The organism is Microbacterium murale (assembly GCF_030815955.1).
Lineage (GTDB): Bacteria > Actinomycetota > Actinomycetes > Actinomycetales > Microbacteriaceae > Microbacterium > Microbacterium murale_A.
This window is the reverse complement of sequence record NZ_JAUSXK010000001.1, coordinates 1,533,825-1,557,921: the sequence shown is the minus strand read 5'-3', so window position 1 is coordinate 1,557,921 and position 24,097 is coordinate 1,533,825. Positions and strand designations below refer to the sequence as shown.

25 protein-coding genes are annotated in these 24,097 nt (G+C 66.9%); 12 read left to right on the top strand and 13 right to left on the bottom strand.

Annotated elements, in window-relative coordinates; translation table 11 throughout:
* Positions 1 to 81 precede the first annotated feature (81 nt).
* A complete protein-coding gene (locus tag QFZ46_RS07640) occupies positions 82 to 471 on the top strand; it encodes a hypothetical protein (RefSeq protein ID WP_307360031.1) in 390 nt (129 codons plus the stop codon).
* Here the strand turns inward: QFZ46_RS07640 and QFZ46_RS07635 are convergent.
* A complete protein-coding gene (locus QFZ46_RS07635) occupies positions 462 to 2,165 on the bottom strand; it encodes an AMP-binding protein (RefSeq protein WP_307360030.1) in 1,704 nt (567 codons plus the stop codon). The genes QFZ46_RS07640 and QFZ46_RS07635 overlap by 10 nt on opposite strands.
* Positions 2,166 to 2,300: 135 nt before the next feature.
* On the opposite strand from QFZ46_RS07635, the gene QFZ46_RS07630 reads away from it, so the two are divergent.
* Complete coding sequence (locus QFZ46_RS07630; RefSeq protein WP_307360028.1) at positions 2,301 to 3,773, top strand: MATE family efflux transporter; 1,473 nt, start codon at positions 2,301 to 2,303, stop codon at positions 3,771 to 3,773.
* Between the two features lie 59 nt (positions 3,774 to 3,832).
* Here QFZ46_RS07630 and QFZ46_RS07625 read toward each other — a convergent pair whose 3' ends face one another.
* Entirely contained in the window at positions 3,833 to 4,309 is a 477-nt protein-coding gene (locus QFZ46_RS07625; RefSeq protein ID WP_307360026.1) for an Lrp/AsnC family transcriptional regulator, read from the bottom strand.
* A 112-nt stretch (positions 4,310 to 4,421) separates the two neighbouring features.
* Between QFZ46_RS07625 and QFZ46_RS07620 the strand changes: the two genes are divergently transcribed.
* Positions 4,422 to 5,657 (top strand): trans-sulfuration enzyme family protein, encoded by a 1,236-nt coding sequence (locus tag QFZ46_RS07620; protein WP_307360024.1) that lies wholly within the window; start codon positions 4,422 to 4,424, stop codon positions 5,655 to 5,657.
* Between the two features lie 111 nt (positions 5,658 to 5,768).
* Here the strand turns inward: QFZ46_RS07620 and QFZ46_RS07615 are convergent, their stop codons facing one another.
* Genes QFZ46_RS07615 through QFZ46_RS07605 form a run of 3 tightly spaced genes read right to left on the bottom strand, consistent with a single transcriptional unit; the run spans position 5,769 to position 8,325 of the window.
* The gene (locus QFZ46_RS07615; protein ID WP_307360022.1) at positions 5,769 to 6,632 is read right to left on the bottom strand and encodes a metal ABC transporter permease; all 864 of its coding nucleotides are present in this window, start codon (positions 6,630 to 6,632) and stop codon (positions 5,769 to 5,771) included.
* Positions 6,629 to 7,372: a metal ABC transporter ATP-binding protein gene (locus QFZ46_RS07610; protein WP_307364528.1), complete on the bottom strand. Its 744-nt coding sequence runs from the start codon at positions 7,370 to 7,372 to the stop codon at positions 6,629 to 6,631. The genes QFZ46_RS07615 and QFZ46_RS07610 overlap by 4 nt, the downstream gene beginning before the upstream one ends.
* 29 nt (positions 7,373 to 7,401) lie before the next feature.
* Complete coding sequence (locus QFZ46_RS07605; protein WP_373457640.1) at positions 7,402 to 8,325, bottom strand: metal ABC transporter substrate-binding protein; 924 nt, start codon at positions 8,323 to 8,325, stop codon at positions 7,402 to 7,404.
* 216 nt (positions 8,326 to 8,541) lie between these two features.
* Between QFZ46_RS07605 and QFZ46_RS07600 the strand changes: the two genes are divergently transcribed.
* Together QFZ46_RS07600 and QFZ46_RS07595 are read left to right on the top strand one after the other, a co-directional pair.
* Positions 8,542 to 9,186, top strand: coding sequence for a ClpP family protease (locus QFZ46_RS07600; RefSeq protein ID WP_307360020.1), 645 nt, complete (start codon positions 8,542 to 8,544; stop codon positions 9,184 to 9,186).
* On the top strand, positions 9,183 to 9,773 hold the full coding sequence (locus QFZ46_RS07595; protein WP_307360018.1) for a ClpP family protease: 591 nt from the start codon (positions 9,183 to 9,185) through the stop codon (positions 9,771 to 9,773). Before QFZ46_RS07600 ends, QFZ46_RS07595 begins: the two co-directional genes overlap by 4 nt.
* 8 nt (positions 9,774 to 9,781) lie before the next feature.
* Here QFZ46_RS07595 and QFZ46_RS07590 read toward each other — a convergent pair whose 3' ends face one another.
* From QFZ46_RS07590 to QFZ46_RS07575, 4 genes are all read right to left on the bottom strand, one after another.
* On the bottom strand, positions 9,782 to 10,237 hold the full coding sequence (locus QFZ46_RS07590; protein ID WP_307360016.1) for a hypothetical protein: 456 nt from the start codon (positions 10,235 to 10,237) through the stop codon (positions 9,782 to 9,784).
* A 137-nt stretch (positions 10,238 to 10,374) separates the two neighbouring features.
* Positions 10,375 to 10,737 carry a helix-turn-helix domain-containing protein gene (locus QFZ46_RS07585; protein WP_307360014.1) on the bottom strand — a complete coding sequence of 121 codons (363 nt, stop codon included), beginning with the start codon at positions 10,735 to 10,737 and terminating at the stop codon, positions 10,375 to 10,377.
* A gap of 110 nt (positions 10,738 to 10,847) precedes the next feature.
* The gene (locus tag QFZ46_RS07580) at positions 10,848 to 11,318 is read right to left on the bottom strand and encodes an acyl-CoA thioesterase (RefSeq protein ID WP_307360012.1); all 471 of its coding nucleotides are present in this window, start codon (positions 11,316 to 11,318) and stop codon (positions 10,848 to 10,850) included.
* A 54-nt stretch (positions 11,319 to 11,372) separates the two neighbouring features.
* Positions 11,373 to 12,248: a helix-turn-helix transcriptional regulator gene (locus QFZ46_RS07575; protein ID WP_307360010.1), complete on the bottom strand. Its 876-nt coding sequence runs from the start codon at positions 12,246 to 12,248 to the stop codon at positions 11,373 to 11,375.
* A gap of 284 nt (positions 12,249 to 12,532) precedes the next feature.
* Here QFZ46_RS07575 and QFZ46_RS07570 point away from each other — a divergent pair, with 284 nt between their 5' ends.
* Both QFZ46_RS07570 and QFZ46_RS07565 read left to right on the top strand, forming a co-directional pair.
* Complete coding sequence (locus QFZ46_RS07570) at positions 12,533 to 13,552, top strand: zinc-dependent alcohol dehydrogenase family protein (protein WP_307360008.1); 1,020 nt, start codon at positions 12,533 to 12,535, stop codon at positions 13,550 to 13,552.
* A 25-nt stretch (positions 13,553 to 13,577) separates the two neighbouring features.
* Complete coding sequence (locus tag QFZ46_RS07565) at positions 13,578 to 13,979, top strand: (R)-mandelonitrile lyase (protein WP_307360005.1); 402 nt, start codon at positions 13,578 to 13,580, stop codon at positions 13,977 to 13,979.
* Positions 13,980 to 13,982: 3 nt separating this feature from the next.
* Here QFZ46_RS07565 and QFZ46_RS07560 read toward each other — a convergent pair whose 3' ends face one another.
* Positions 13,983 to 14,423, bottom strand: a complete 441-nt coding sequence (locus QFZ46_RS07560; RefSeq protein WP_307360003.1) for a DUF6194 family protein — start codon at positions 14,421 to 14,423, stop codon at positions 13,983 to 13,985.
* Positions 14,424 to 14,463: 40 nt separating this feature from the next.
* Between QFZ46_RS07560 and QFZ46_RS07555 the strand changes: the two genes are divergently transcribed.
* A complete protein-coding gene (locus QFZ46_RS07555) occupies positions 14,464 to 15,153 on the top strand; it encodes a MerR family transcriptional regulator (RefSeq protein WP_307360001.1) in 690 nt (229 codons plus the stop codon).
* A gap of 3 nt (positions 15,154 to 15,156) precedes the next feature.
* Here QFZ46_RS07555 and QFZ46_RS07550 read toward each other — a convergent pair whose 3' ends face one another.
* On the bottom strand, positions 15,157 to 16,128 hold the full coding sequence (locus QFZ46_RS07550) for an acetylxylan esterase (protein ID WP_307359999.1): 972 nt from the start codon (positions 16,126 to 16,128) through the stop codon (positions 15,157 to 15,159).
* A gap of 246 nt (positions 16,129 to 16,374) precedes the next feature.
* Here QFZ46_RS07550 and QFZ46_RS07545 point away from each other — a divergent pair, with 246 nt between their 5' ends.
* Complete coding sequence (locus QFZ46_RS07545) at positions 16,375 to 17,805, top strand: cell division initiation protein (protein WP_307359996.1); 1,431 nt, start codon at positions 16,375 to 16,377, stop codon at positions 17,803 to 17,805.
* Between the two features lie 28 nt (positions 17,806 to 17,833).
* Entirely contained in the window at positions 17,834 to 18,676 is an 843-nt protein-coding gene (locus QFZ46_RS07540) for a sulfurtransferase (protein ID WP_307359993.1), read from the top strand.
* Between the two features lie 39 nt (positions 18,677 to 18,715).
* On the opposite strand, the gene QFZ46_RS07535 is transcribed toward QFZ46_RS07540, so the two are convergent.
* Both QFZ46_RS07535 and QFZ46_RS07530 read right to left on the bottom strand, forming a co-directional pair.
* On the bottom strand, positions 18,716 to 20,191 hold the full coding sequence (locus QFZ46_RS07535; RefSeq protein ID WP_307359992.1) for an HNH endonuclease signature motif containing protein: 1,476 nt from the start codon (positions 20,189 to 20,191) through the stop codon (positions 18,716 to 18,718).
* A 138-nt stretch (positions 20,192 to 20,329) separates the two neighbouring features.
* Positions 20,330 to 20,683 (bottom strand): nuclear transport factor 2 family protein, encoded by a 354-nt coding sequence (locus tag QFZ46_RS07530; protein ID WP_307359989.1) that lies wholly within the window; start codon positions 20,681 to 20,683, stop codon positions 20,330 to 20,332.
* A gap of 111 nt (positions 20,684 to 20,794) precedes the next feature.
* Here QFZ46_RS07530 and QFZ46_RS07525 point away from each other — a divergent pair, with 111 nt between their 5' ends.
* Positions 20,795 to 21,577 (top strand): helix-turn-helix domain-containing protein, encoded by a 783-nt coding sequence (locus QFZ46_RS07525; protein ID WP_307359988.1) that lies wholly within the window; start codon positions 20,795 to 20,797, stop codon positions 21,575 to 21,577.
* 180 nt (positions 21,578 to 21,757) lie between these two features.
* Entirely contained in the window at positions 21,758 to 23,572 is a 1,815-nt protein-coding gene (locus QFZ46_RS07520; RefSeq protein ID WP_307359986.1) for a DUF1349 domain-containing protein, read from the top strand.
* Positions 23,573 to 24,097: the final 525 nt, after the last annotated feature.

The following is a 24,097-nucleotide window of genomic DNA, read 5'->3' as shown; positions in this document are numbered from 1 at the left end:
AGATGGATGCGGACGCCGCGGAAGCTCCGTATCTTTGGATACACGGAGGCTGAACCGGGGGGTTTGGACGATATGTCGTCAATGAGTGCGTTACGTGAGCTGGCAGCGTTCTTCCTGCCTGTCGGACTCACTGGAGCAGGAATCGCAGTGATCTGCGCGATCGTGGCAGGGGTCGCCCTGGCACGCGGAGCGGTGGGCCTGAGCGGCGGAGCGACAGCTGTCTGGATCGTCGGCATGATGCTCAGCATCGCTGCCGGCTTCTCGGGCCAGTGGATGCCGACCGCCGTCGCAGGCGGAGCGCTGGTCGTGGCGCTCGTGCTCGGAGCCCTCGTGCGAGCAATGCTGAGTCGGCGTCCGTCTCGCCCGTCTCGCCCCGAACGCGCCGAGACAGCTCCTGTGGCGACTGCTCGCCCGCGCCGTGCCGAAGGGCTCAGCGGCGCGAACCTGGGCACCGTCCTCGTTCAGCGGTAGTCGCGGTCCAGGTGCTGGCCTGCGACATCTCCGCCCGCGACGCGCTCGGCCTCGCGTGCCCGCAGCTCGACCCGGCGGATCTTGCCGGAGATCGTCTTGGGCAACTCGGGCACGAACTCGATGATCCGCACCCACAGGTGTGCAGACAGGCGTTCGCGCGCGAAGCCGTAGATCGCCCGTGCCGCATCGGCCTCGGCCGGAGCATCCGCTCGCAGGCAGACATACGCCTTCGGCACCGAAAGCCGAGTGGGGTCAGGGCTCGGAATCACCGCAGCCTCGACCACCAAGTCGTGCTCCAGTAGCACCGACTCGAGCTCGAACGGCGAGATCTTGTAGTCCGACGCCTTGAACACGTCGTCTGCTCGACCGACATACGTGAGATAGCCGCCCTGGTCACGCGAGGCGATGTCGCCGGTGTGGTGGAAGCCGCCCAGGCGTGATTCGGCGGTCTTCTCCGGATCCTCGTAGTACCCGGCCATCAGGCCGAGCGGCGATTGCGCCAGGTCCAGCGCGATCTCTCCTTCGCCGTCGGTCACCTCGCCGGTCGCAGGATCCAGCAGCACGACCGGGTAGCCGGGGAGCGGCCTGCCCATCGAGCCGTCCTTCACGATCTGGCCGGGGGAGTTGCCCACGCACGCCGTCATCTCGGTCTGGCCGAATCCGTCGCGGATCGTCCCGCCCCAGGCGTCCCTCACCCGGCTGATCACCTCGGGATTGAGGGGCTCGCCTGCGCCGACGAGCTCGCGCGGCGGGTGCGCAAGACGCGAGAGGTCGGCCTGGATGAGCATGCGCCACACGGTCGGCGGGGCGCAGAACGTCGAGACGTGATGCGTGTCCATGACCTGCATGAGCGTGTTCGCATCGAAGCGATCGTAGTTGTAGACGAACACGGTCGCCTCGGCGAGGAACGGTGAATAGAAGCTCGACCAGGCGTGCTTCGCCCACCCGGGGGAGGAGATGTTCAGATGCACGTCTCCTGGCTGCACGCCCAGCCACCACATCGTCGACAGATGCCCGACCGGATACGAGACGTGCGTGTGCTGCACGAGCTTCGGCCGGCTCGTCGTGCCGGACGTGAAATACAGCAGGCTGGTGTCGCCGGCGGGAGTCGGGCCGTCGGGTTCGAATTCTGCCTGCGCGCTCGCCGAATCGGCGAAATCGTGCCAGCCCTGAGGGAGGTCGCCGATGCCGATCCGCTGGACGCTCTCGTCGATCTCGCTGAGGCGTTCGTGCAGCGCGCCGAGCGTGACGACCGCGCGGGCGTGACTGTGCTCGACGCGGTAGGCGAGATCGGATGCCGAGAGCAGCGTCGATGTCGGAACAGCCACCGCGCCGATCTTCGTGATGGCGAGCATGACCTCCCACAGTTCGATCGTGTTGTTCAGCATCACGATCAGATGGTCGCTGCGGCCGATGCCGAGTGACCGCAGCCAGTTCGCCACTTGGTCGGAACGGGTGGAGAGTTCGCCGTAGCTCCAGCTCGCAAGGCTCAGGTCCGCGGAGACGATCTGCACTGCGGGGCGATCCGGGTCGGCGGTCGCGACGACGTCGAACCATTCCAGAGCGAAGTTGAATTCGTCGAGCTGCGGCCAGCGGAATCCTTCGACGGCAGTGTCGTAATCGGTGGCGTGGGTGAAGAGGTGCGCGCGCATCTCTCGGATCGCGATGGTGGCGGCGGTGGCGGTGCGGCTCATCCATCCATCCTGCACCGTCGATCACGAATCCGGTGCGGGGTCTTCCCTTGCCGAATCGATTCGATAAACTGGACGCTTCGCCGGCTCTCGGCATCCGATCCCCGTCCTCCCCGCGTTCCGGAAGTTCTTCTCCGCATGGCCACCTCCCTCACCACGGGCCGCCCCTGGCGCGTCATCCTGTCGTTCTCCGTTCCGCTGCTCATCGGCAACGTCGTGCAGCAGCTCTATCAGGTCGTCGACACGATCGTCGTCGGCCGTGAGCTCGGAGTGAACTCGCTCGCCGCCGTCGGCGCGACCGGAAGCCTGCTGTTCCTGCTGCTCGGGTTCGCGTGGGGAATGACGAGCGGTTTCGCGATCCCGACGGCCCAGGCGTTCGGCGCCCGCGATCACGGTGCGGTGCGGCGCTCGGTCGCCACCGGAACCGTGCTCGCCGCGATCGCCAGCGTGATCATCACGATCGCGGGGCCTCTGCTCGCAGAACCCGTGCTGCTGCTGATGCAGACGCCGCCCGAGCTGCTCACGGAGGCGGTGCTGTTCACACAGATCAGCTTCCTCGGCGGGGGCGCGACGATGTTCTTCAACTACTTCTCCGCGATCATCCGTGCCATCGGCGACTCCAAGACGCCCCTGGTCTTCCTCACGATCGCGTGCGCCCTGAACGTCGTGCTCGTCATCGTGCTGGTCGGGCCCGTGGGCTGGGGCGTCGCAGGAGCTGCTCTCGCAACGGTCGTCGCACAGGCGATCTCGGTGCTGCTGTGCCTCGCGTTCGTCAGGCGGCGGATGCCGGCGCTGCACGTGCACCGCGCCGACTGGCGGATCACCCGCGGCGACCTCGCCGAGCACCTGCGCCTCGGACTGCCGATGGGATTCCAGGCGTCGATCATCGCGATCGGCACACTGGTGGTGCAGGTGGCGCTGAACATGCTGGGCGCCGACGCGGTCGCGGCGTACACCACGGCATCCCGCGTCGACAGCCTCGCTACCGCGCTGCTGGCATCGCTCGGACTCGCTGTCTCGATGTACGTGGCGCAGAACTTCGGCGGGCGCCGCCCCGATCGCATCCGCGCCGGGGTCAAGCAGGCCACATGGATGGCGCTCATCGCGTCGCTCGTGCTGGGCGCGGTGCTGATCGCATTCGGAACCCACCTCGTGCGACTGTTCGTCGGCGACGGGTCGGACGAGGTCGTCGAGCTCGCCCATCTCATGCTCGTCATCAACGGTGCCACCTACACGCTGCTGGGAGTGCTGTTCGTGCTGCGCGGTGCACTGCAGGGACTCGGCCAGGCGCTGATCCCCACGGTCACCGGCATAGTCGAGCTGGTCATGAGAGTGGGGGCGGCGGTCGCGCTCGGAGCTGTGTTCGGCTTCGGCGGTGTCGCGGCGAGCAACCCGCTCGCCTGGATCGGCGCGGTCGTGATCCTGATCCCCGCGTACATGCGTGCGCACCGTGCGCTGGCGCGCATGCCGATCGACCCGGACGAGCTGACTCTCACCACGCCGATCGCCATCGTCGGGCCGGACAACAGCTCGCTGAACGTGGATGCCGTGGTGACGGCGTCAGTGCCGATCATCACGCAGCGCCGATGGAAGAAGCTGCTCAGGCGCTGAGCCGATTCCGTTCGAATCGCGCAGAGCGCTCCATCTCGGCCGGGGTGAAGCCCTTCGCGCTACTTGGTCGGCTCGGCGAGTACGCCGCGCCCGCCGCGCAGCTCGAAGACCAGCTGAGTCTCGGTGCCGCGCACGACGGGGTGCACTGTGATGTGCTCGAGGACGATGTCGCGGAGTGCGGCGGCATCCTGAACGGCGACATGCACGAGGAAGTCGTCGACGCCGGCGACATGGAACACCTGCAGCACGCACGGTGTCGCGACGAGCGCGTCGAACAGTGCGTTCACCTTCTCCCCGGTGTGGTTGGCCAGGCGCACCTTGATGATGGCCTCGAGCGGGTAGCCGAGTGCGGCGGCATCCAGGCGGACGCGGGTGTCGCGGATGATGCCGCGGTCGCGCAGGCCGCGCACCCGATGCGCGCAGGTGGACTCGGCGAGCCCTAGTCGCTGAGCGAGAGCCTTGTTCGTGAGGTCGGCGCGAGCGCTGAGCGCCGCAAGGATCTCAAGGTCGACTTCGTCGAGTTGTGCTTTGGCCAACGTCTTCCCCTCTGCGCCGGTTCTGGTTGCTGAAGAATTCGGATCATGCTGCATCTACTGCGGATACTGTCGAATCCTCCCATTCTGATTGGGATTCCGGCAACGTGGAAGCATGAGCGCCGCACTGCATCCCGATACCGTCGCCGTCCACAGCGGCAGAGCCGATCTCACCGAGCTCGGCGTCCACGCCCTGCCGATCGATCTGTCAACGACCAATCCGCTCCCCGATATCGAGCGGGGCGGCGAGTCGTACGAGGCGATGGCGACCGGCGGCCGCCCGCCTGCCGACGGCAGCATGGTCTACGCGCGTCTGTGGAATCCGACCGTCGCGCGCTTCGAGGATGCTCTCGCCGAGATGGAGCATGCAGAGGCCGCTGTCGCGTTCTCGTCCGGCATGGCCGCGATGACAGCGGTGATCCTCGCGCAGACGGCATCCACCGGACTGCGCCACGTCGTGGGGGTGCGGCCACTGTACGGCGGCACCGATCACCTGCTCGGCTCAGGCCTGCTCGGTGTCGAGACCACCTACTGCCACCCATCGGGGGTGCGGTCGGCGATGCGCCCTGACACCGGGCTCGTCGTCGTGGAGACCCCGGCGAACCCGACGCTCGAGCTCGTCGACATCGCCGAGATCGTCGCCGCGGCCGGCTCTGTTCCGGTCGTGGTCGACAACACGTTCGCGACGCCGGTGCTGCAGAATCCGCTCGACCACGGCGCTGCGATGTCGCTGCACAGCGCGACGAAGTACCTCGGTGGGCATGGCGACGTGATCGCCGGCGTCGTGGCATGCAGCGAGGAGACTGCCGAGGCGCTACGACGTGTTCGCGCCGTGACCGGTGGCCTGCTGCATCCGCTCGGCGCGTATCTGCTGCACCGCGGACTCACGACGTTGCCGGTGCGCATGCGCCAGCAGCAGGAGAACGCGCGGCAGGTGGTGCAGTGGCTGATCGACCAGCCAGAGGTCGACGAGGTGTTCTTCCCCGGACTCGACGGTGATCCACGAGGAATCCTCGAGCGTCAGATGCGTGGCACCGGGGCCATGATCGCGATGCGGATGGGCGGCGGGTACGCCGCGGCGAGTGCCGTCGCGTCGTCGGTGTCGCTGTTCACCCATGCGGTGTCGCTCGGGGGCGTGGATTCGCTCATCCAGCATCCGGCCGCGCTCACACATCGTCCGGTGCCTGCCGACGCGCGCCCTGACGCCGACGTGCTGCGGCTGTCGATCGGGTTGGAGAACGCCGGTGACCTGATCTCCGATCTCGCGCAGGCGTTCGCCTCGCTGGGCGCTCGCAACTCCTCAAGCGCGGTCGCCGTCGACGCGGAACTGGCCGGATCCTGGTCGATCTGACCGATCCTTGAGGAGTTGTGAACGACTGCGCCTCGGCATGACTCCGGAGAATCTCCGCGATTCGGCATCACCGCGGCGGGTGCGGGTCTGATGTGTCGCTTTTGTCCGGAGTCATGCGGTCGCACCGGCAGGTACCCGTCGCCGCAGGTGCTTGCCGATCACACCCTGCCGCGGGCTGAACAGGTACACGAGCGCGAACACGCAGCCCTGCACGACGACGACGAGTCCGCCGGACGCCGCGTCGATCCAGTAACTGAGGTAGATGCCGACCACGCTGCACAGCGCAGACATGACGGGCGCGATCACCAGCATCCGCCCGAAGCGATCCGTCAGCAGATACGCCGTCGCACCGGGGATGATCAGCATCGCCACGACCAGCACGACGCCGACCACCTGCAGCGCGACGACCGCGGTGAGGGCGAGCACGCCGAGCAGCAACGCCCCGAGCATCCTGGGGGAGAGGCCGATCGCGAAGGCGTGCGTCGGGTCGAATGCGTAGAGGGTGAGGTCGCGGCGCTTGATGATCAGCACGGCGAATGCGATCGCGGCCAGGATCGCGATCTGCACGAGGTCGCCGGTGGAGACTCCGAGGATGTTCCCGAAGATGATGTGGTTCAGGTCGGTCTGGCTCGGGGTGACGGAGATCAGCACCAGACCGAACGCGAAGAGGGTCGTGAAGACGATGCCGATCGCGGCATCCTCCTTCACCCTGCTCGTGCCTCTGATCAGACCGATCAGACCGACGGCGAGGAATCCGAACACCAGAGCGCCGATCGCGAAGGGCGCACCGAAGACGTAGGCGAGCACCACGCCTGGCAGCACGGCGTGCGAGACGGCATCACCCATCAGCGACCAGCCGACCAGCACCAGCCAGCACGAGAGGACGGCGCACACGACTGCCGCGATCACAGTGGTGATGAGCGCGCGCACCATGAAGTCGTACTGCAGGGGCTCGAGTATCCAATCCCAGATCATGACGCCTCCTCCGGATTTGCATCGCTCTCCAGCCCGAACGCCCGTGACAGGTTTGCGGGCTCGAGCGCCTCGGCGACCGATCCGTGGAACAGCACCCGGCGCAGCAGCAGCACCGCCTCGTCCGCGAGAGAGGGGAGCGCATGCAGATCGTGCGTCGAGACCAGGACCGTACTGCCGGATGCGGCGAGCTCGCGCAGCAGACGCACGATCGTCGCCTCGCTGCGCTTGTCGACGCCGGCGAACGGCTCGTCGAGCAGCAGGATGTCTGCGCCCTGGGCGATGCCGCGGGCGACGAACGCGCGCTTGCGCTGCCCTCCGGAGAGCTGCCCGATCTGCCGCTCTGCGAGGTCCGTGAGCTCCACCCGCTCGAGGGCATCGTCGACGGCCCGCCTGTCTGCAGCTCGCGCTCGCCGCAGCGGCCCCTGGCGGCCGTAGCGGCCCATCATCACGACATCCCGCACCGAGACCGGGAAGGTCCAGTCGACGTCCTCGCTCTGCGGCACGTAGCCGATCAGACCGCGGCGGCGAGCGGATGTCGGATCCGCTCCCTGCAGTCGCACCTGTCCTGCGGTCGGTCGCACGAGGCCGATGATCGTCTTGAACAGGGTGGACTTTCCTGATCCGTTCATGCCGATGAGCCCGGTGACGCGTCCGGCTTCGACCGTGAGCGAGACGTCGTCGAGCGCGAGCACTTCGCCGTAGCGGACCGTGGCACCGCGCACCTCGATGGCACCGTGCATCTCGTTCGCACCGCGCACCTCGGGCGCACTCATGGCGCGGCCTCGGAACCGGTCAGCCCGGCGACGATCAGGTCGGCGTCGTGGCGGATGAGGTCCAGGTAGGTGGGCACGGGACCATCGGCCTCCGACAGCGAATCGACGTAGAGCGTGCCGCCGAAGGTCGCCCCCGTCGCCTGCACCACCTGCTGCATGGCCTTGTCCGACACTGTCGATTCGCAGAACACGGCCGGCACCTCGTTCTCGTCCACGAACTCGATCGCGGCTGCGATCTGGCGCGGCGTCGCCTGCTGCTCGGCGTTCACTGCCCAAATGTAGGCCTCGGTGAGTCCGGCATCCCTGGCGAGGTACGAGAAAGCGCCTTCGCAGGTGACCAGGGCGCGCTCGTTCTCGGGAAGCTCGGCGAGCTCGGCGACCAGGTCGTCCTGCACCCGCTGAAGTTCGGCCTTGTACGCCTCGGCGTTGGCTGCGAACTCGTCCGCGTGCTCTGGATCGAGGTCGCTGAAGGCCGTGGCCATCGTGTCGACGTACAGCTGCACATTGGCAGGGCTCATCCACGCGTGGGGATTGGGCTTGCCGGCATAGGCGTCCTCGGTGATGTCGATCGCATCGACGTCTTCTGAGACCACCACGTGCGGCACGTCGACGGACTCGACGAACTGGGCGAACCAGACCTCGAGGTTCAGCCCGTTGTCGAGGATCAGATCAGCATCCGTCGCCTTCCGGATGTCGCCCGGTGTCGGCTCGTACCCGTGGATCTCGGCGCCGGGCTTGGTGATCGACTCGACGCGGAGGTGGTCGCCGGCGACGTTCTGGGCGATGTCGGCCAACACCGTGAAGGTGGTCAGCACGACCGGGCGGTCGTCTTCGTCGGCGGCATCAGGGCCTGCGCAGCCGACGAGCGCGACGGCACTCGCGATGAGGACGGCCGCGGCGACGCGGAAATTTTTAGGCACACCGAAAACGTACCTTTTAGGTGGACCGAAAACAACCGTGTCCGTCCCTGCATCGGCACGGATGCAGGGCGAAAGCACGGATGCAGGGCGCATCGCCGGGAATTCGACCTGCAGGTGTTCGATGGACCTGCAAGTGTGCAGACTTCTCTGCCGACGGCAGAGCGGCTCACAGCAGATTCCGCCCCGGTGGATCCCGGGCCGGCGGAGGCTGAGGGCATGAGCGAAGAGAACCCCATCCCGCAGTTCGGCCCAGAGGCCAGACGCGCACTTTTCCACGAACGCATCCTGGTGCTGGACGGCGCCCTCGACGACGACAACGGCACGCTGCTGATGACGCAACTGCTGTCGCTGTCGGCCGAAGACCCTGTCGCCGACATCGCCCTGTGGATCCACTCGCCCGGCGGCTCGGTGCCGTCGATGCTGGCGATCCGCGACATCATGCACCTCATCCCGAACGATGTCGCGACCCTTGCGCTCGGGACTGCGGCCAGCGCAGGGCAGTTCCTGCTCTCCGCCGGCACGAAGGGCAAGCGCCGCGCGCTGCCGCACGCGCGCATCCTCATGCATCAGGGGTCGGCGGGCATCGGCGGCTCGGCCGTGGAGATCGAGGTGCAGGCCGACGACCTGCGGCAGATGCGCGACACCGTGCTGGGCATCATCTCCGATGACACCGGTCAGCCCGCCGAGCGCATCTTCGAGGATTCGCTGCACGATCGCTGGTACACGACCGCGCAGGCCGAGGACTACGGATTCATCGACGAGATCGTCGACTCGATCGCGCAGGTCTTGCCTCGGCGCCGCGCGCGAGTCGGATTGGGCACGGATGCCGGAGCATCCGCCACGGAAGGAGCGAAGTCATGAGCAGCTACACGATCCCGAACGTCATCGCGCAGCATCCACGGGGTGAGCGCGTCATGGATGTCTACTCGCACCTGCTCGCCGAGAGGGTGATCTACCTGGGCACAGGCATCGATGCCGGGGTCGCGAACGCGCTGATCGCGCAGCTGCTGCATCTCGACGCAGACAGCCCCGATACCGGCGTCCAGTTCTACATCAACAGCGAGGGTGGCGACCCTGGTGCCGCGCTGGCCATCTACGACACTCTGCAGCACATCCGTCCGGCGGTCGCGACGACTGTCGTCGGCCAGGCGATCGGGCCGGCGGCGCTGCTCTCCGCTGCCGGAGCGCCGGGGCAGCGAGCAGCATTGACGCACGCGCGGATCGTGCTGCATCAGCCGGCAGGGCAGTCGCGCGGGGCGATCCCCGACCTCATCCTCGCCGCCGACGAGGTGGTCAGAGTGCGCTCCGACATGGAGGCGATCCTCGCACGGCACACCGGCCGCACGGTCGAGGCGCTGCGCGCCGACACCGACCGGGATCGGGTGTTCACGGCATCCGCGGCGCTGGACTACGGCCTGATCGACACGGTACTGGGGGAGCGGGGGTAGGCCGGGCGCTACCCCCTGCGCTCGATGCCGCGACGGGACCTGAGGCTCGCGATGAGCAGCAGTACGGCGGGTACCAGAAGCATCACGAATCCGCTCGGGCCGACCATCCACACGCAGAGGACCGCCCAGATGCCGAGGATGAGCGCAACATAGAGCGGCACGGTGTCGCCGCGTCGACCTGCGCGCAGGATGAGGAGTGCCAGCAGCACACCGGGAACGACGAAGCCACCGGGAAGGCCCCAGAACTGCACCGCCGCCTCCATCGGCAGCTGGGTGGTTCGGAACGGACCGGCCATCCATGCTCCCCACCACGGGTGCAGAGCGAAGGCCACGGTGTGAAGGGCCGAGATCGTCAGCAACGCGATCGCGGCTGAGATCGTGAGCCGGTCGGGCCGGCCGGAGCGGCCGGAGCGGTCGGCCCGACCGGAGGACGTGGAGGCTGCGGTGGGATCAGGATGCGTCATGCCTCAATCGTGCGATCCTTCGTCGCCGTGGTCCTCCCCCCGAGGGGCGATCAGCCTCGCCCGAGCGGGTGAGGTGCGCGCCGATTGCCGGACGTGCGTCGTCGATGGGAACGAGCGTCAGGCCGCGAGGGCGCGCGTCAGGCCGCGAGGGCGAACGCGCCCCGGGTACCGGCAGACACGACAGCGGATGCCGGAGCCGAGGCTGTACGCAGTTCGTCGGCGACGCTGCTGGCGAGTTCGATGAGTGTCGTGTCGAGTGCCCCGGCGATCGCGGCGATCATCTCACTCGATGGCTCTTTTAGCCCGCGCTCGACCTCGGAGAGGTACTGCGGTGAGACGCCGGCCTGCTCGGCGGTCTCGGTGAGGGTCTCTTCACGCTCGTGCCGACGGCGCCGGAGCTGGTCTCCGAGCAGATGCCGCCACAGCGGCTCTGGTCCGTTCTGAGGGCGCGGTCCGCGAGACGGATGAGGCGTGCGGGGGAAGGGGACGATCTCGGCCATGGTTCACGGTAACTCCGCCGCGCGCCGGTGTCACCGCTGTTCTGCTCAGAGCAGAACGCGACAGCCCGTGTGCATCTGAACGACGAGTCGCTACCTGGGCGGATGCGGATTCAGGGGGAGGGGAGCCTGATCGTTCCGGTACCGGGGTGCTCGTGCGGCATGCGGTCGCGGTCGTAGGTGATGTTCGAGTAGCCATGCGGCACGGGGTGCCCGTCTTCACCGAGGCTGACGAAGACGATCTTCTCGATCGTGAGAATGCGCTTGCGAGTGATCATGTTGCGCACCACTGCGCGCATCGTGAGAGAGGTGCGACCGAAATGCGTTGCGGTCAGGCCCATCTCGATGAGGTCCCCCTGGAGGGCAGATGCCTCGAAGTTGATCTCCGAGATGAGCTTGGTCACCACGCGATAGTTGCCGAGCTGCACGATCGCGTAGATCGCGGCTTCCTCGTCGATCCACTTCAGCAGGCTTCCGCCGAACAGCGACCCGTTCGCGTTCAGATCCTCCGGCCGCACCCACTTGCGGGTGTGGAAGTTGATGCCGTCGTCGGAGGGGTTCCAACCGGATGCGTGCTTTGCCATCCTTCAAGCGTAGAAGCTCGATGATTCGGGAATGTTTCGAAGGTCAGGTCGCGCTCATACTTCGCGCCGCACCGGAACCTCTGCCGCGGCATCCGTCGCCGCCCAACTGGCGAGCAGTTTCAGCTTCTCCTCCGACGGCGTCCCAGGCTCAGCCGTGTAGGTCGACAGGTGCAGCCCTGGATCCGCCGGTAGTTCGAACGCCTCGTAGGTGAGCTCGAGATCTCCGAACGCGGGATGATTGATCCGCTTCACCCCGGTGCGGTGATAACGCACGTTGTGCGCCGCCCACAAGGTGCGGAACCGGTCGCTTCGCGTCGAGAGTTCTCCGACCAGATCGGTGAGCTTCTTGTCATAGGGGTTGCGGCCGGCTTCACCGCGGATCGTGGCGACGAGCTCCTCGGTGGTGCGCTCCCACTCCAGGTAGAAGTCCCGCGCTGCGGGATTCAGGAATGCGAAGCGCGCGCTGTTGGGGGCGGGCTCTGCGAACAGCGGGGCGTACAGTGCCTTTCCGAGTGCGTTGCCGGCCAGAAAGTCGAAGTAGTTGTTGCGGACGAGCGCCGGTGCGCCGGTCATCGCGTCGAGCAGGCGTTGGATGCTGGGACGCAGCCCGTCCGCCTTCTTGCGAGGCTTACGAGCCATCGGCGAGGCGTTCGCCGTGCGGGCGAGATCGAACAGGTGCGCGGTTTCGGCATCGTCGAGTTTCAGGGCCCTGGCGAGTGCGTCGAGAACGCTGTCGGATGCTCCGGACAGGTCGCCCCGCTCGAGGCGGGTGTAGTAATCCACACTCACCCCTGCGAGCAGCGAGACCTCCTCGCGACGGAGTCCTGGCACGCGGCGGTTGCCGCCGAACGCGGGGAGTCCTGCTTGATCTGGAGTGATGCGCGCACGCCTCGTGGAGAGGAACTCGCGCACCTCGTTACGGGTGTCCATATCTGAGACGGTACGCCGTTCGTCCGCACGAAGGGAGGTACTGGCAGTACCGGGAACGCCGCGCACTGCCGCGCGTCCGCGTAGGAGAGTGGGATGGACCCATGGCCAGAACGCGGAACCCTGACTCGAGGAACCCTGGGAGGCTCTGACCACCCTGACACTTTGGGGGTCGAATACACGGATGTCGGACGGATTCGCCCGGATGCGCCGACATCTGTGTTCCGGACCCCCAGAGTGTCGGCTGCCGCAGCCCGAACGTGAGACAACGAAGGAGAACACACCATATGCGTGGAGTAGTCATGTACGGACCCGGCGACGTCCGGGTCGAAGAGCGTGAGAAGCCGACCATCACCCGGCCGACGGATGCTGTCATCAAGATCGCGGCGACCTGCATCTGCGGATCGGACCTCTGGCCCTATCGCGGCACAGACACCGTGCACGAAGCACCGATGGGGCACGAGTACGTCGGCGTCGTCGAGGAGATCGGCGCGGACGTTTCGACCATCAAGGTCGGCGACTTCGTCGTCGGATCCTTCATGGCCTCCGACAACACCTGCGAGATCTGCCAGGCCGGTTACCAGTCCCGCTGCGTGCACGTCGTGCCCATGGGCCAGTACGGGACGCAGGCCGAGTACAGTCTCGTCCCGCACGCCGACGGCACACTCGTCGCCACTCCAGCACAGCCCGACTCCGACCTGATCCCCGCGCTGCTCGCCGCTTCCGACGTGCTCGGCACGGGCTGGTTCGCCGCCGTCGCCGCCGAGGTCGGTCCGGGCAAGACCGTCGCGGTCGTCGGTGACGGAGCCGTCGGGCTGCTCGGCATCCTCGCCGCGAAGGAACTCGGCGCGGAGCGGATCATCGCCATGAGCCGGCACGCCGACCGCCAGGCGCTGGCGCGCAAGTTCGGTGCGACCGACATCGTCGAAGAGCGTGGCGACGAAGGTGTGGCGAAGATCAAGGAACTGACGAACGGGCTCGGCGCGCACAGTGTGATCGAGGCCGTCGGCACTCAGGAGTCGATGATGCAGGCGATCCGCTCGACGCGCGCCGGCGGACACGTCGGCTACGTCGGCGTCTCGCACGACGTGGCCCTGCCGGGCCAGGAACTGTTCTTCTCCGGCGTGCACCTGCACGGCGGCCCGGCCCCGGTCCGCCGCTTCCTGCCAGAGCTCATCCAGCTCATCTGGGACCGGAAGATCACGCCAGGAGACGTGTTCGATCTGACGCTGCCGCTCGAAGATGCCGCTGAGGGCTACAAGGCGATGGACGGGCGCCGCGCCACCAAGGTGCTGCTGACCGTCTGATCCCCGAACGACGAGAAGGAGAACCATGAACATCGAACCCCGCACCCCGACCGTCAAGAACCCTCCGGAGCAGTTCACCGGCGACGTCTGGTTCGACCCGATCATCGCTCCGCACGATGCTGACCAGCGGATGTCCGGCGGCCTGGTGCGCTTCGCGCCGGGCGCCAGGACGGCGTGGCACTCGCATACCCGCGGCCAGTACCTCCGTGTCACAGAAGGCATCGCGCTGTGCGGCACCCGTGACGGAACGGTCGTCGAGGCGGAGCCGGGCCGGACCATCTACACCCCGCCGGGGGAGGAGCACTGGCACGGTGCGACAGAGGACTGCTTCATGCAGCACCTCGCCCTGCTCGAAGGCGCCGATGACCCTGCCTCGACCACGGTCTGGCTCGAGCACGTGAGTGACGAAGAGTATCGGCGCCGCTGACGCCTAGTGCTGGCGCTCGAGCCGCCGACGCTGGTCGTCGAAGGCGCCGCGGAGCAGATCGAGGACGGAGGCGGAGGTCAGCTCCGCCGGATTGACGACCGAGACCCAGCCCGCCATGCCGTAGAGCGGATGCGGGACGATGACATCAGTGATCGTGTGAGCCCATGGGCCTGTCCCGGTCAACGTCACGGCACGGTCTCGCCCGACGTGGATGTTCACACGCCATCGTCCGTCGACGCCAAGGCGCGAGGCGGTGTCGTCCGGGTAGTCCTTGGTGACGACCGTCGCGAACGGTTGGGTCCGCTGCGGAATCTCACCGTCGGGGGAGAAGTAGAAGTAGTGGTCTCCCCACGAGATCTCAGGGAACGTGCTCCCGTGTTCCGGTGAGAGCACGAGGACATGGTCGAAGGTTTTCACTGTGTCAAGAATCTGTTGCATACTCATGATTCAAGTGTCTTCTTCAAGTGCTTATGGAGGGTTGCGAATGATGCGACTCTCGACAGCCGAAGCGGCGGCGGCATCCGGCTATTCGCATCAGCAGATCCGCGACCTCGAGCACACGGGAGTGATTCCGGCCGCGTCACGTCGCGCGAACGGATATCGCGAGTTCGATGAGGTGCACCTGCACGCACTGCGCGCATATCGGGAGCTGGCGATCGCTGTCGGTCCGGTCGTCGCCAGACGCACCCTGAGCGAAGTGTGGAATGCCGAGTCTGACGTCGCTGCGGCGCTGCTCAGTGCGCTGCACGTGGATCTGATGCGAGAGCGCGAGCAGGCACTCGATGCCCTGGCCGCGCTCAGAGCGATCGGTGGGGAACCGGATGCCGCGCCTGCCGACGCCATGACGATCACCGAGTTGTCAGCGGCCCTTGGCGTGCGGGCATCGACTCTGCGCTTCTGGGAAGACGAAGACCTCGTGCACCCTGAGCGCGTGACCGCGCGCGCCGCCCGAAGCTACCCGCCGGCGGCGATCCGTGAGGCCCGGATCGTCGCGGCGCTGCGGGCTGCCGCCTATCGCATCCCGCAGGTGCATGCGACGATCACCGCGCTGCGGTCGATGGCCGAGATCGACGGGCCGATCACCGCCCTCGAGTCGCGGCTGGGGGCGATCTCCGAGCGGATGAGTGTGCTCCTCAGGGTCGGCGCAGTGATCTTGGAGCTATACCGCCGATGACGCTCAGCCCGCGAGCTGCTCCGCGAGGAACGCCGCCTGCTTCTGCCATTGCACGCCCTGCCCGCCCTCGTGCTCGTTGAACGCGTACTCGGCGATCTCCGCGACCCCGCCCCAGTTGTTCCGTGCAGCGAAGACCGTCGAAGGCGGGCAGACCGGGTCCATCAGGGCGACCGAGAAGAGGGCTGGGGCCGTCGCCCGGCGCGCGAGGTTCACGCCGTCGAAGTACGACAGGGTCTCGAAGATGCGCCCTTCCGCGCCGCGGTGGACTGACAGGTACCGAGCGATTTCGTTGTACGGGTCGCGCCCGGTGAAACCCACCGCGCGCTCGAACTGGCACAGGAACGGCACGTCCGGCATCGCGGCGATGAGGCCGGTGGAAAGGCCGGCAGCGGCGATCGCGATCCCGCCTCCCTGGCTTCCGCCGCACACGGCGACCCGCGATGCGTCGACCCGGTCGAGCGAGCGGATGGCGTCGATGGCGAGCACGGCATCGGTGTAGACCCGTCGGTAGTAGTAGTTGCTCGGGTCTTCGATCCCGCGGGTCATGAACCCGGAAGCGGCCGGTCCCGAGCCATGCGGATCGGGAGTGACACCGCCGGTGCCTCCGTTGCTGCCCTGTCCACGAGTGTCCATGAAGAAGTGCGCGTATCCGGACGACGCCCATCCCAGTCGCTCGTGCGGCAGGCCGCGGCCACCGCCGTACCCGTTGAATTCCACCACTGCAGGCAGCGGCTCATCGGTGTCGACGGGAAACAGCAGCCATCCGCCCACAGGGTCGCCGTTGAAACCGCTGAAAGTCACGTCGTACACCTCCACCGACTGGAGGGGGGAATCGATGCGTCGCAGCTGAATGGGCTGCGCTGCCGCACGTGATTCCTCGAGAGTCTGCTCCCAGAAGTCATCGAAGTCGGCGGGCTCCGCGACCTCGGGGCGGTAGGAGCGGAGCTCCTCAATGGGCAGATCGAAACGCGGCATCGCGGCATCCTTCTATCGGGGGTCGGCGGCAGTTTATCCGCGTGACCGGCCGGCGCCGCAACGGCGCACGCATCCGGCTGCGCCGATGAGCATCTTCCGGTTCCGGATGGCAGGCGAAATCATTAGGCTGAGTACCGAGTTCGCACCTCGCTTTTCCTCCCCCCATTGTGCAAGCCGTCGTTCCTTCTCTGATGCTGTGTGTCACGAAGGCTGAGCGGTGAGCATCCTCCAGAAAGGTCTCCCCCTGTGAGCAACTCCGCCGAGAACAACGTCGACGAGCACGGGGCCGACTTCTTCGATCAGCTGGCCCAGGGGCAGCCCCGGGAGCAGGGAAACTTCACGATCGGTTTCCGCGGCTACGACCGCGGTGAAGTGGATGCCGCGCTCGCCGGTCTGCGGATGCAGGTGCAGCGCGCGGACGCTGATCTCGCAGAGGCCCGCGCTGGTGTGAGCCGCGATGTCGAATCGGTGCGGTCCGAGGTCTCGGCGGCGCTCGCAGACAGCGAAGCGCGCATCGCCGAGCTCGAGGCGCAGAATCAAGAACGCGTCGCCGCGCTGGAGGCCGACCTCGCCGCGGCTCGCGCGCAGGCCGACGATGCCGAGCAGCAGGTCGCGACGCTGACGAGCGAGCTCGTGGATGCTCCCAAGACGGGTGCGGAGACCGAGGGGTCGCGTCTGCAGTTCGAGGCCGTGCTTCGCGTCGCAGAGGAGCAGGCGTCCGTCCTGATCCAGAACGCCGCGGTGCAGGCCGAGCGTCTGCTCGAAGCCGCGCGGGAAGAGGCCGAGTCGCGTCGGGTCGAGCTCGCCGCAGAGGTCGACCGCATCACCGCGCAGGCGCAGCACGACGCCGATCAGGTGCGTCTGCGGATCGACACCGAGTACACCGCGCACGAGGCGACCATCCAGCGCGAGGCGGCGCACGCATCCGAGAAGGTCATCCAGGCCGAGCAGGAGGCTGCGACGGTTCGCACCGAGGCCGAGAAGGGATCGGCCGCGCTGCGCTCCATGGTCACACGCGAGACCAGCCAGCAGCGAGCGGATGCTGAGCGCGAGGTGCGCGAGATGAACGCACGCGTGCTGGAGTTCGAAGAGACCCTGACCCGCCGCCAGGACGACGCTCAGCAGGAGTTCCTGCTGCTGCACAACCAGGCCGTCGCCCACGCCGAGCGCATCACGACCGACGCGAATGAGCAGGTCGCGGCATCCCTCGAGCACTCCAAGCGCATCTCCGCGAAGGCCGACGACTACGAGCGTCTGATGCGCTCGCAGGCTCAGGCCATCGAAGCCGATGCTCAGGTGCGCGCCCGCGAGACTCTCGAGCGCGCGCGTGTGAAGGCGCAGAAGATCGTCAGCACGGTCACCGGCCACACGACCGAGGTGCTGCGCGACGCAGAGGACCGCACCCGTCAGCTGCGCTGGCAGCAGCAGCAGTTGAACAGCTTCATGGCAGAGGTTCGCGAGCTCATCCGCCCCGACGGCGTGCTCGGATCGGATGCTGCGGATGACGGCGACACGGATGATGCAGATGACGTGGACGTGCTCGAAGAGGGCGACGAGTTCATCGAGCTGGCACCCGAGGGTGAAGAGGACGACCTCGACGAGTCCGACGATGACGAAGACGCTGATGACGAGTCCGCCGATGAGGACGAAGACGAGGGCGACGACGCCAAGAGCTGACTCCGGCTCGAGGTCGTAGCCTGGGATCATGTCCCATCTGGTGAGTGTGAACGAGCTGGCCGAGCTGGTGCGCGATGACGCCGTGCGTGTGATCGATGTGCGCTGGCGTTTGAGCGTTCCGGGCGGTCGCGTGCAGCCCGACGGTCGGGAGGAGTACCTGCAGGGGCACGTTCCCGGGGCGGTGTTCGCCGACCTCGAGCAGGAGCTGACGCGGCACGGTCGGCCCGACGAGGGGCGGCATCCGCTGCCGACTACCGCGCAGTTGCAGGACGCTGCGCGCCGCTGGGGTCTCGACGACGGTGACGTGGTCGTCGTTTATGACGATGCCGGCGGGCTGCCCGCGGCACGCGCGTGGTGGTTGTTGCGCCAGGGTGGCGTCGACGTGCGGGTTCTCGACGGAGGTTGGCAGGCCTGGAAGGACGCCGGCGGTGATATCGAGAGCGGTTCGATGGAGTACTCGCCTGGAACGGTGACCTTGACGGACATCGCCGGCGACAGCCTGACGATCGACGAGGCTGCTGCCTTCCCGGCATCCGGTGTGCTTCTCGACGTGCGGGCGCCGGAGCGTTTCCGTGGCGAGACCGAGCCGCTTGACCCGATCGCTGGACACATTCCCGGAGCCGTGAACCTGCCGACCGGGAAGCATGTTGCGAGCGATGGCACCCTGCTCGATCTCGAGTCGCTCAAGAAGAACTTCGCGGATGCCGGCATCACCGACGGCACGCCGGTGGCGGCCTATTGCGGTTCAGGCATCACCGCGGCGCACACCGCGCTGGTGCTCGCCGAAGCGGGCATCGACGCGAAGATCTTCCACGGCTCCTGGAGTCAGTGGTCGAACACTCCAGATCGTCCGGTCGCCACGGGGGAGTAGCCGCAGCCCGCGCCCTGCGCCCATTCGCCGTCCGCCCGATCAGGCGGTGGCGGGTTCTCGACGGCGTTCGCGTTCTCGTGAGCGACCGCTGGCCGGTGACCGCCCCCTGCCCGCGCTTCGCCAGATCTGATCCGGATCCCACCATCGCGGTCCGCGCACCTCGGGGACCCCATCACGCATGCGGATCCGCCATTCGGAAAGGTGCAGGTTCCGATGATGCCACCAGCACAGCAGCACACCGTTGTCGGTATGCGTCGGCCCGCCGTCCGCATGCTCGCGGACATGATGGATCTCGCACCAGGTGGCGGGGACCGTGCAGCCAGGGATGATGCAGCCGCCGTCACGCAGCGTGATCGCTCGCCGCTGCAGAGCATTGAAGATGCGCGCTGAGGTGCCGATCGAGACGATTCGTCCGTTGTCGTCGAAGAGCACGCGCTGAATGCTTCCCGCGCAGCCGGTCTGCGCGGCCACACGTGCGGGGATGAATGCGCCGGTGTTCAGCACCTGCGCCCAGCCCTTGCCGGTCGCGTAGTCGGCAGCATCGATCGCGACGACAAGAGTGGGTGCCGCGCCGCCGAGGGTGGGCATCTGGTTCGAGCTCGCGGCTGCATTCAGAATCGCCGCGAACGCGTCGTGCTGCTTCTGAGTGCGGGTGCGCGAATCGGCGCGCGCGAGGTCTTCGTCCGGCAACTCGTCGGACGGCACGAAGTGCACTCCTGGTGCTTCCTCCGGTGCCTCCACTCGCGGGTTCAGCTGCGCATCGAGCAGCAGCTGCAACTGCCCGGCGACCTCCGGCAGCAACTCGCCTCGCACAGGCACAGTTCCCTCACGCAGTGCTCCGATCGAGAGGCCGCGCCTGCGCGCCGCGCGCTGATCCTCTGGTTCTGCGCCGTCCTGATCGAGATATGCCACCAGCACCTGCGACAGCAATCCGAGTTCCTCAGGCGTCGGAAGGGGCCCTGAGCTCACAGCATCCGATTCCGAATCGGTCACGGAGTCGATCCCCCGGGCGAACGCCCCGAGCTGCCGGTCGGCCTCCTGCAGCTCCGCCTCCAGGATGCGCGGCCCGGACTGCTCCAACGGTGCGATTGCGGACACCAGTCCCGCGACTCCGATGTCGCCCGCGACCATCGCGTCGCGCAACCGTGGGTACGCCGGCAGGAAGCAGCCCTCGGTCACGCTGCGCTCTCGACGCATCCACCGTGCCGCGCGCACCATGCGTCGTGCCGCGTGAGTGTCGCACAACGTCAGCATCCGCAGCAGATCTGCCGGAGTCGAGCACCCGTAGGCGAGCGTGATCCGGTCGTCGTACATGGGCGCCGACCGCTCGACGACCATCACTGTCGATTCGATCTGCATGCCCTCGATTCGGCGCTGCATCCGCCCGCACGTCACCAGCAGCTCGGCCAGATCGGCGTTCGAAAGTTCGGAGATCACCTCATCGGCGAAGGCACCGCGCGCCACAGCATTGAGCGAGTCCTCGAGACCCTTGAGCTGCTCCACGACCTTGTGCATGATTCCATTGAACACCCCGGGTCGGACATTTATACGACAGACTTGGAGTCTGTGGATAAGTACCGTCGAGTATTTGAACGACTCAGGCGGACCTGTCGGAGGGCGCGGAGGATGCCTGCGCCCTCCGACGTCCACGGATCAGGCAGGTACCTTGTCGAGGAAGCCGATCACACTGCGGATGCGTCCGTCCTCGTCGAGGGTCACGACATCGAAGCCGATGATGATCGGCTCTGCACCAGCGGGACCGAGCCCCCACTGGAAGCGCGTCTGCGAGTGGTGAGCGTCTGGCCCGGACACCAGACTGAACACGAAACCGGGGAACTGCTCGTGGACGGCAGCGATGACGGCGCTGATGCCCTCGCGTCCGCTGACCTCTGCGAGCGGGTCGACGTATGTCGCATCGACCGACCAGTGCCGTTCGAGAAGCTCCTTCCCGGCGGCGATCGTCGGGGCGTTCCATGTGTCGAGGTATGCGTTCACGATGTCGTTCATGGTGTTTCTCCTGTCGGTGTTGTGATGACGCCAGTCGATCGCACGGAGGTCATCGCGTCGATTACCTCGGAGGTAATCATCCGGTGACGAAGGGTGGATAGAGTCGGGAACATGACGATGACGACGGAGACCGACGCGCCGGTGGGTGCGCTTCTCAAGGGCTGGCGTGAGCGAAGACGGCTGACGCAGATGCAGCTCGCAATGGACACGGATGTCTCGACGAGGCATCTGAGCTTCGTCGAGACCGGTCGGTCCAGGCCTACGCCGGGCATGATCGATCGTCTCGCCGAGTCGCTGGAGATCCCTCTGCGTGAGCGCAACGGACTGTTCCTGGCCGCCGGATACGCGCCGAAGTACCTGGAGCGCGATCTGCGATCGCCCGAACTGCACGCGGTCGCCGATGCTTTCCGGCTGCTCCTCGACGCCCACATGCCCCATCCCGCCCTCGTGCTGGATCGGTGGTGGAACGTGGTGGATCGCAACGCCGCCACCGATCTCCTCCTCGTCGGCTGCGCCGATCATCTGGTCGAACCGCCCGTGAACGCCGTCCGACTGTCGCTGCACCCGGATGGGCTGGCGCCGCGTATCCGCAACCTCGGGCAGTGGAGGGCATTCCTGCTCGGCCAGGTGCGTCATCGTTTCGAGCGAACCGCAGACGCGCAGTTGGGTGAGCTCTTCGAAGAGGCGAGCGGTTACCCGGGGCCGGACGCAGAGCGGGCGGCGCCTCGTGATGTCGTCGTGCCTCTGCGTCTGGGGGTCGGCGACGATGAACTGTCATTCTTCAGCATCGCCGCGTCCGTCGTCTCAGCGGTGGACGTCACCGTCGACGATCTCCACATCGAGGCGTTCTACCCGGCCGATGCCGCGACGGCAGACGCGCTCAAACGGGCGTAGATCTGCATCGCTTCCGCCCGCCGTTCCCGCGCAGCCTGCACCGAAAATGCTCCGCACCGCCAAATAATGCGCATTATCGCCGTGACCGCGACCGCTGGGCGTGGGTACGATCAGGCGCTGTGAGCAAGGCGGGCGCCTTGCCTGAGCGACGCCGATGAAGGCGCCGAGAGGAGCAAGTCCATGGCCATTCGACGGAGAATCGCCGCGGCAGCGGTCTCGCTGACGCTCGTCGCCACTGCGTTCATCGCGGGCACGGCGTCGACCGCGGCATCCGCTGCACCGGAAGACGAACTTCCGGTCTTCACCACGCAGGGTCCGATCATCGATCGATTCACGGACGAGACCTGGAATCCGGGGAACGAGTTCATCTTCCCGTCGGTGTTCCACGCGGGGGAGTATCTCGAGAACCCTCTCGGAGAGTGGTACGTCTACTTCGCTCCGCATGACGCCCCCGGCGGCATCAACCTCATGTACGCCGATTCGCTCGACGGGCCGTGGACCCATCACGATGTCAATCCGATCGTGTCGAATGTCTGGGATGGCATCTACGACGTCTCGCATGTGTCCGCACCAGATGCCGTGTGGAACGAGGACACCGGGCAGGTGTTCCTCTACTTCCACGGCGAGAACGACACCGATCGCTACGCCACGTCGACGGACGGCGTGCACTTCGACTACGGCGGCGTCGTCATGACGACCGAGCAGTTCGGGCAGAACGCCACCGAGACCTCGTACAACCGCATCTTCGCCAACCCCTTCCCGGAGAACGGGTGGGAGCACGCGATGTTCTTCATGGTCAACGACACCTCGAACGTGCGACGCATCGGGCTCGCCTATTCCCACGACCTGATCAACTGGGAGGCGCAGCCGGGGTGGGTGGTCGAGCCGACCGCGGTCGAGGGGACGAACGTCGCAGGACCCGAGATCTGGGAGTGGAACGGCACGCAGTATGTGCTCTACGGATCGAGCGCGGGCACGATCTTCGCGAAAAAGCTCGACGAGAACCTTCGCAGCGTCGGCGACCCGATGCCGCTGTACATCCCGAGCCCGTTCCCGCCGGAGGAAGGACGCACATCCTCGCCGCAGATCGTGGATGAGGACGGCGTCACCCACATGATCTTCGAGATCGGCGGACGCAGCGGCACGACCATCGCCCACGCGGTGCTCGACCCCGAAGGCACGAGGGATCCGCTCAACACGCATCCCGAGGACCCGTTGTACGAACTGTGCGCGGGCGAGGGCTCCGACGAGTTCGACGGCGAGGCGCTGGGCGAGGCGTGGACTGTCGTCCGCGACGGCGAGAATCGTCAGCGTGTGGAAGACGGTGATCTGGTGATGTCATCCCCGACCACCTCGATCGACGGTGCGACCATCCCGCAACTGGCCGTTCCGGGTGGGGCGTGGGAGGTCACGACCGAGCTCGACTACGCGCCGGTGGCCAAGTACCAGCAGGCGGGACTCGTGCTCTACCGAGACGACCTGAACAACGCCAAGCTCGTCTGGTCGTACGCACAGCAGGGCCAGCGGCTCGATTTCACCTGGAAGAACAACGGCAAGGATCGCTTCGACACGTGGACGTGGGAGGACAGCGTCTTCCCGCCGGCGGATATGGGTGGCACCGTGTGGCTGCGCATGAGCAGTGACGGCGAATGGGTGACGGCTTCTCTGTCCACGGATGGCCAGAAGTTCATCCGCATCGGCCAGCCGATCGAGTCGGACGTGCTCGCGGCCACCGGCATCGGAGTGTCGGCCTTCCGCGGTGTCGCAGGCGCGCCCGATGCCGAGGCACGATTCGACTGGCTGCGGTTCACGCCGAGCGAGGATGAACTTGCCGCTTGCGAGGACGGCTCTGGTCCCGGGAGCGGGCCGGGGAATGGCCCGGGGAACGGTCACGGGAATGGCCCGGGGAACGGTTACGGGAATGGCCCGGGGAACGGTCACGGGAATGGCCCGGGGAACGGTTACGGCAATGGGCGCGGACTGCTCACGAGTTGACGGGAGCCGCGTGCGATGACGACTCCGTCGTGCGGCGCTGGTGACGCGGATGTGCGTCCACCGGCGTCGCACGCGAGCGGCACTGCCCGTCGCGACCTCTCATCGCCGTCGTCTTGGATCATGTGCCATCGGGTGAGTGCGAATCGAACCCGTCGAGTTCCGCGGCGCCGACGGCGCAGTGATCGAGCACGGATCGGATGGAGTGGGTGGTCCGGATGGTCGTCGAGGGTCGATACGAGGAGCGAGCAGGGTGAGCACGGCGTCGGATTCCGGCTCGCTGACGATAGCGGTTCCCGCAGCGGTTCCGTGCGCAGTCAGGACTTCCCTCAAGCACGATTGGATGCTGCAGTGCAGACGCTCTCGACGCTCGACGGCTGGAATCCTTGGCCCCGCCCTCCCTGACTGCAGTCCTCCCGGCGTTCCCGGGAGGTCGAAAGGAGGAAAGTGTCGCCTTCCGTTGAGAGAAGCCGACACTTTCCTCCTTTCAGCGCGCGCGACAGCACGCGCCACAGGGGACAGGCGAAG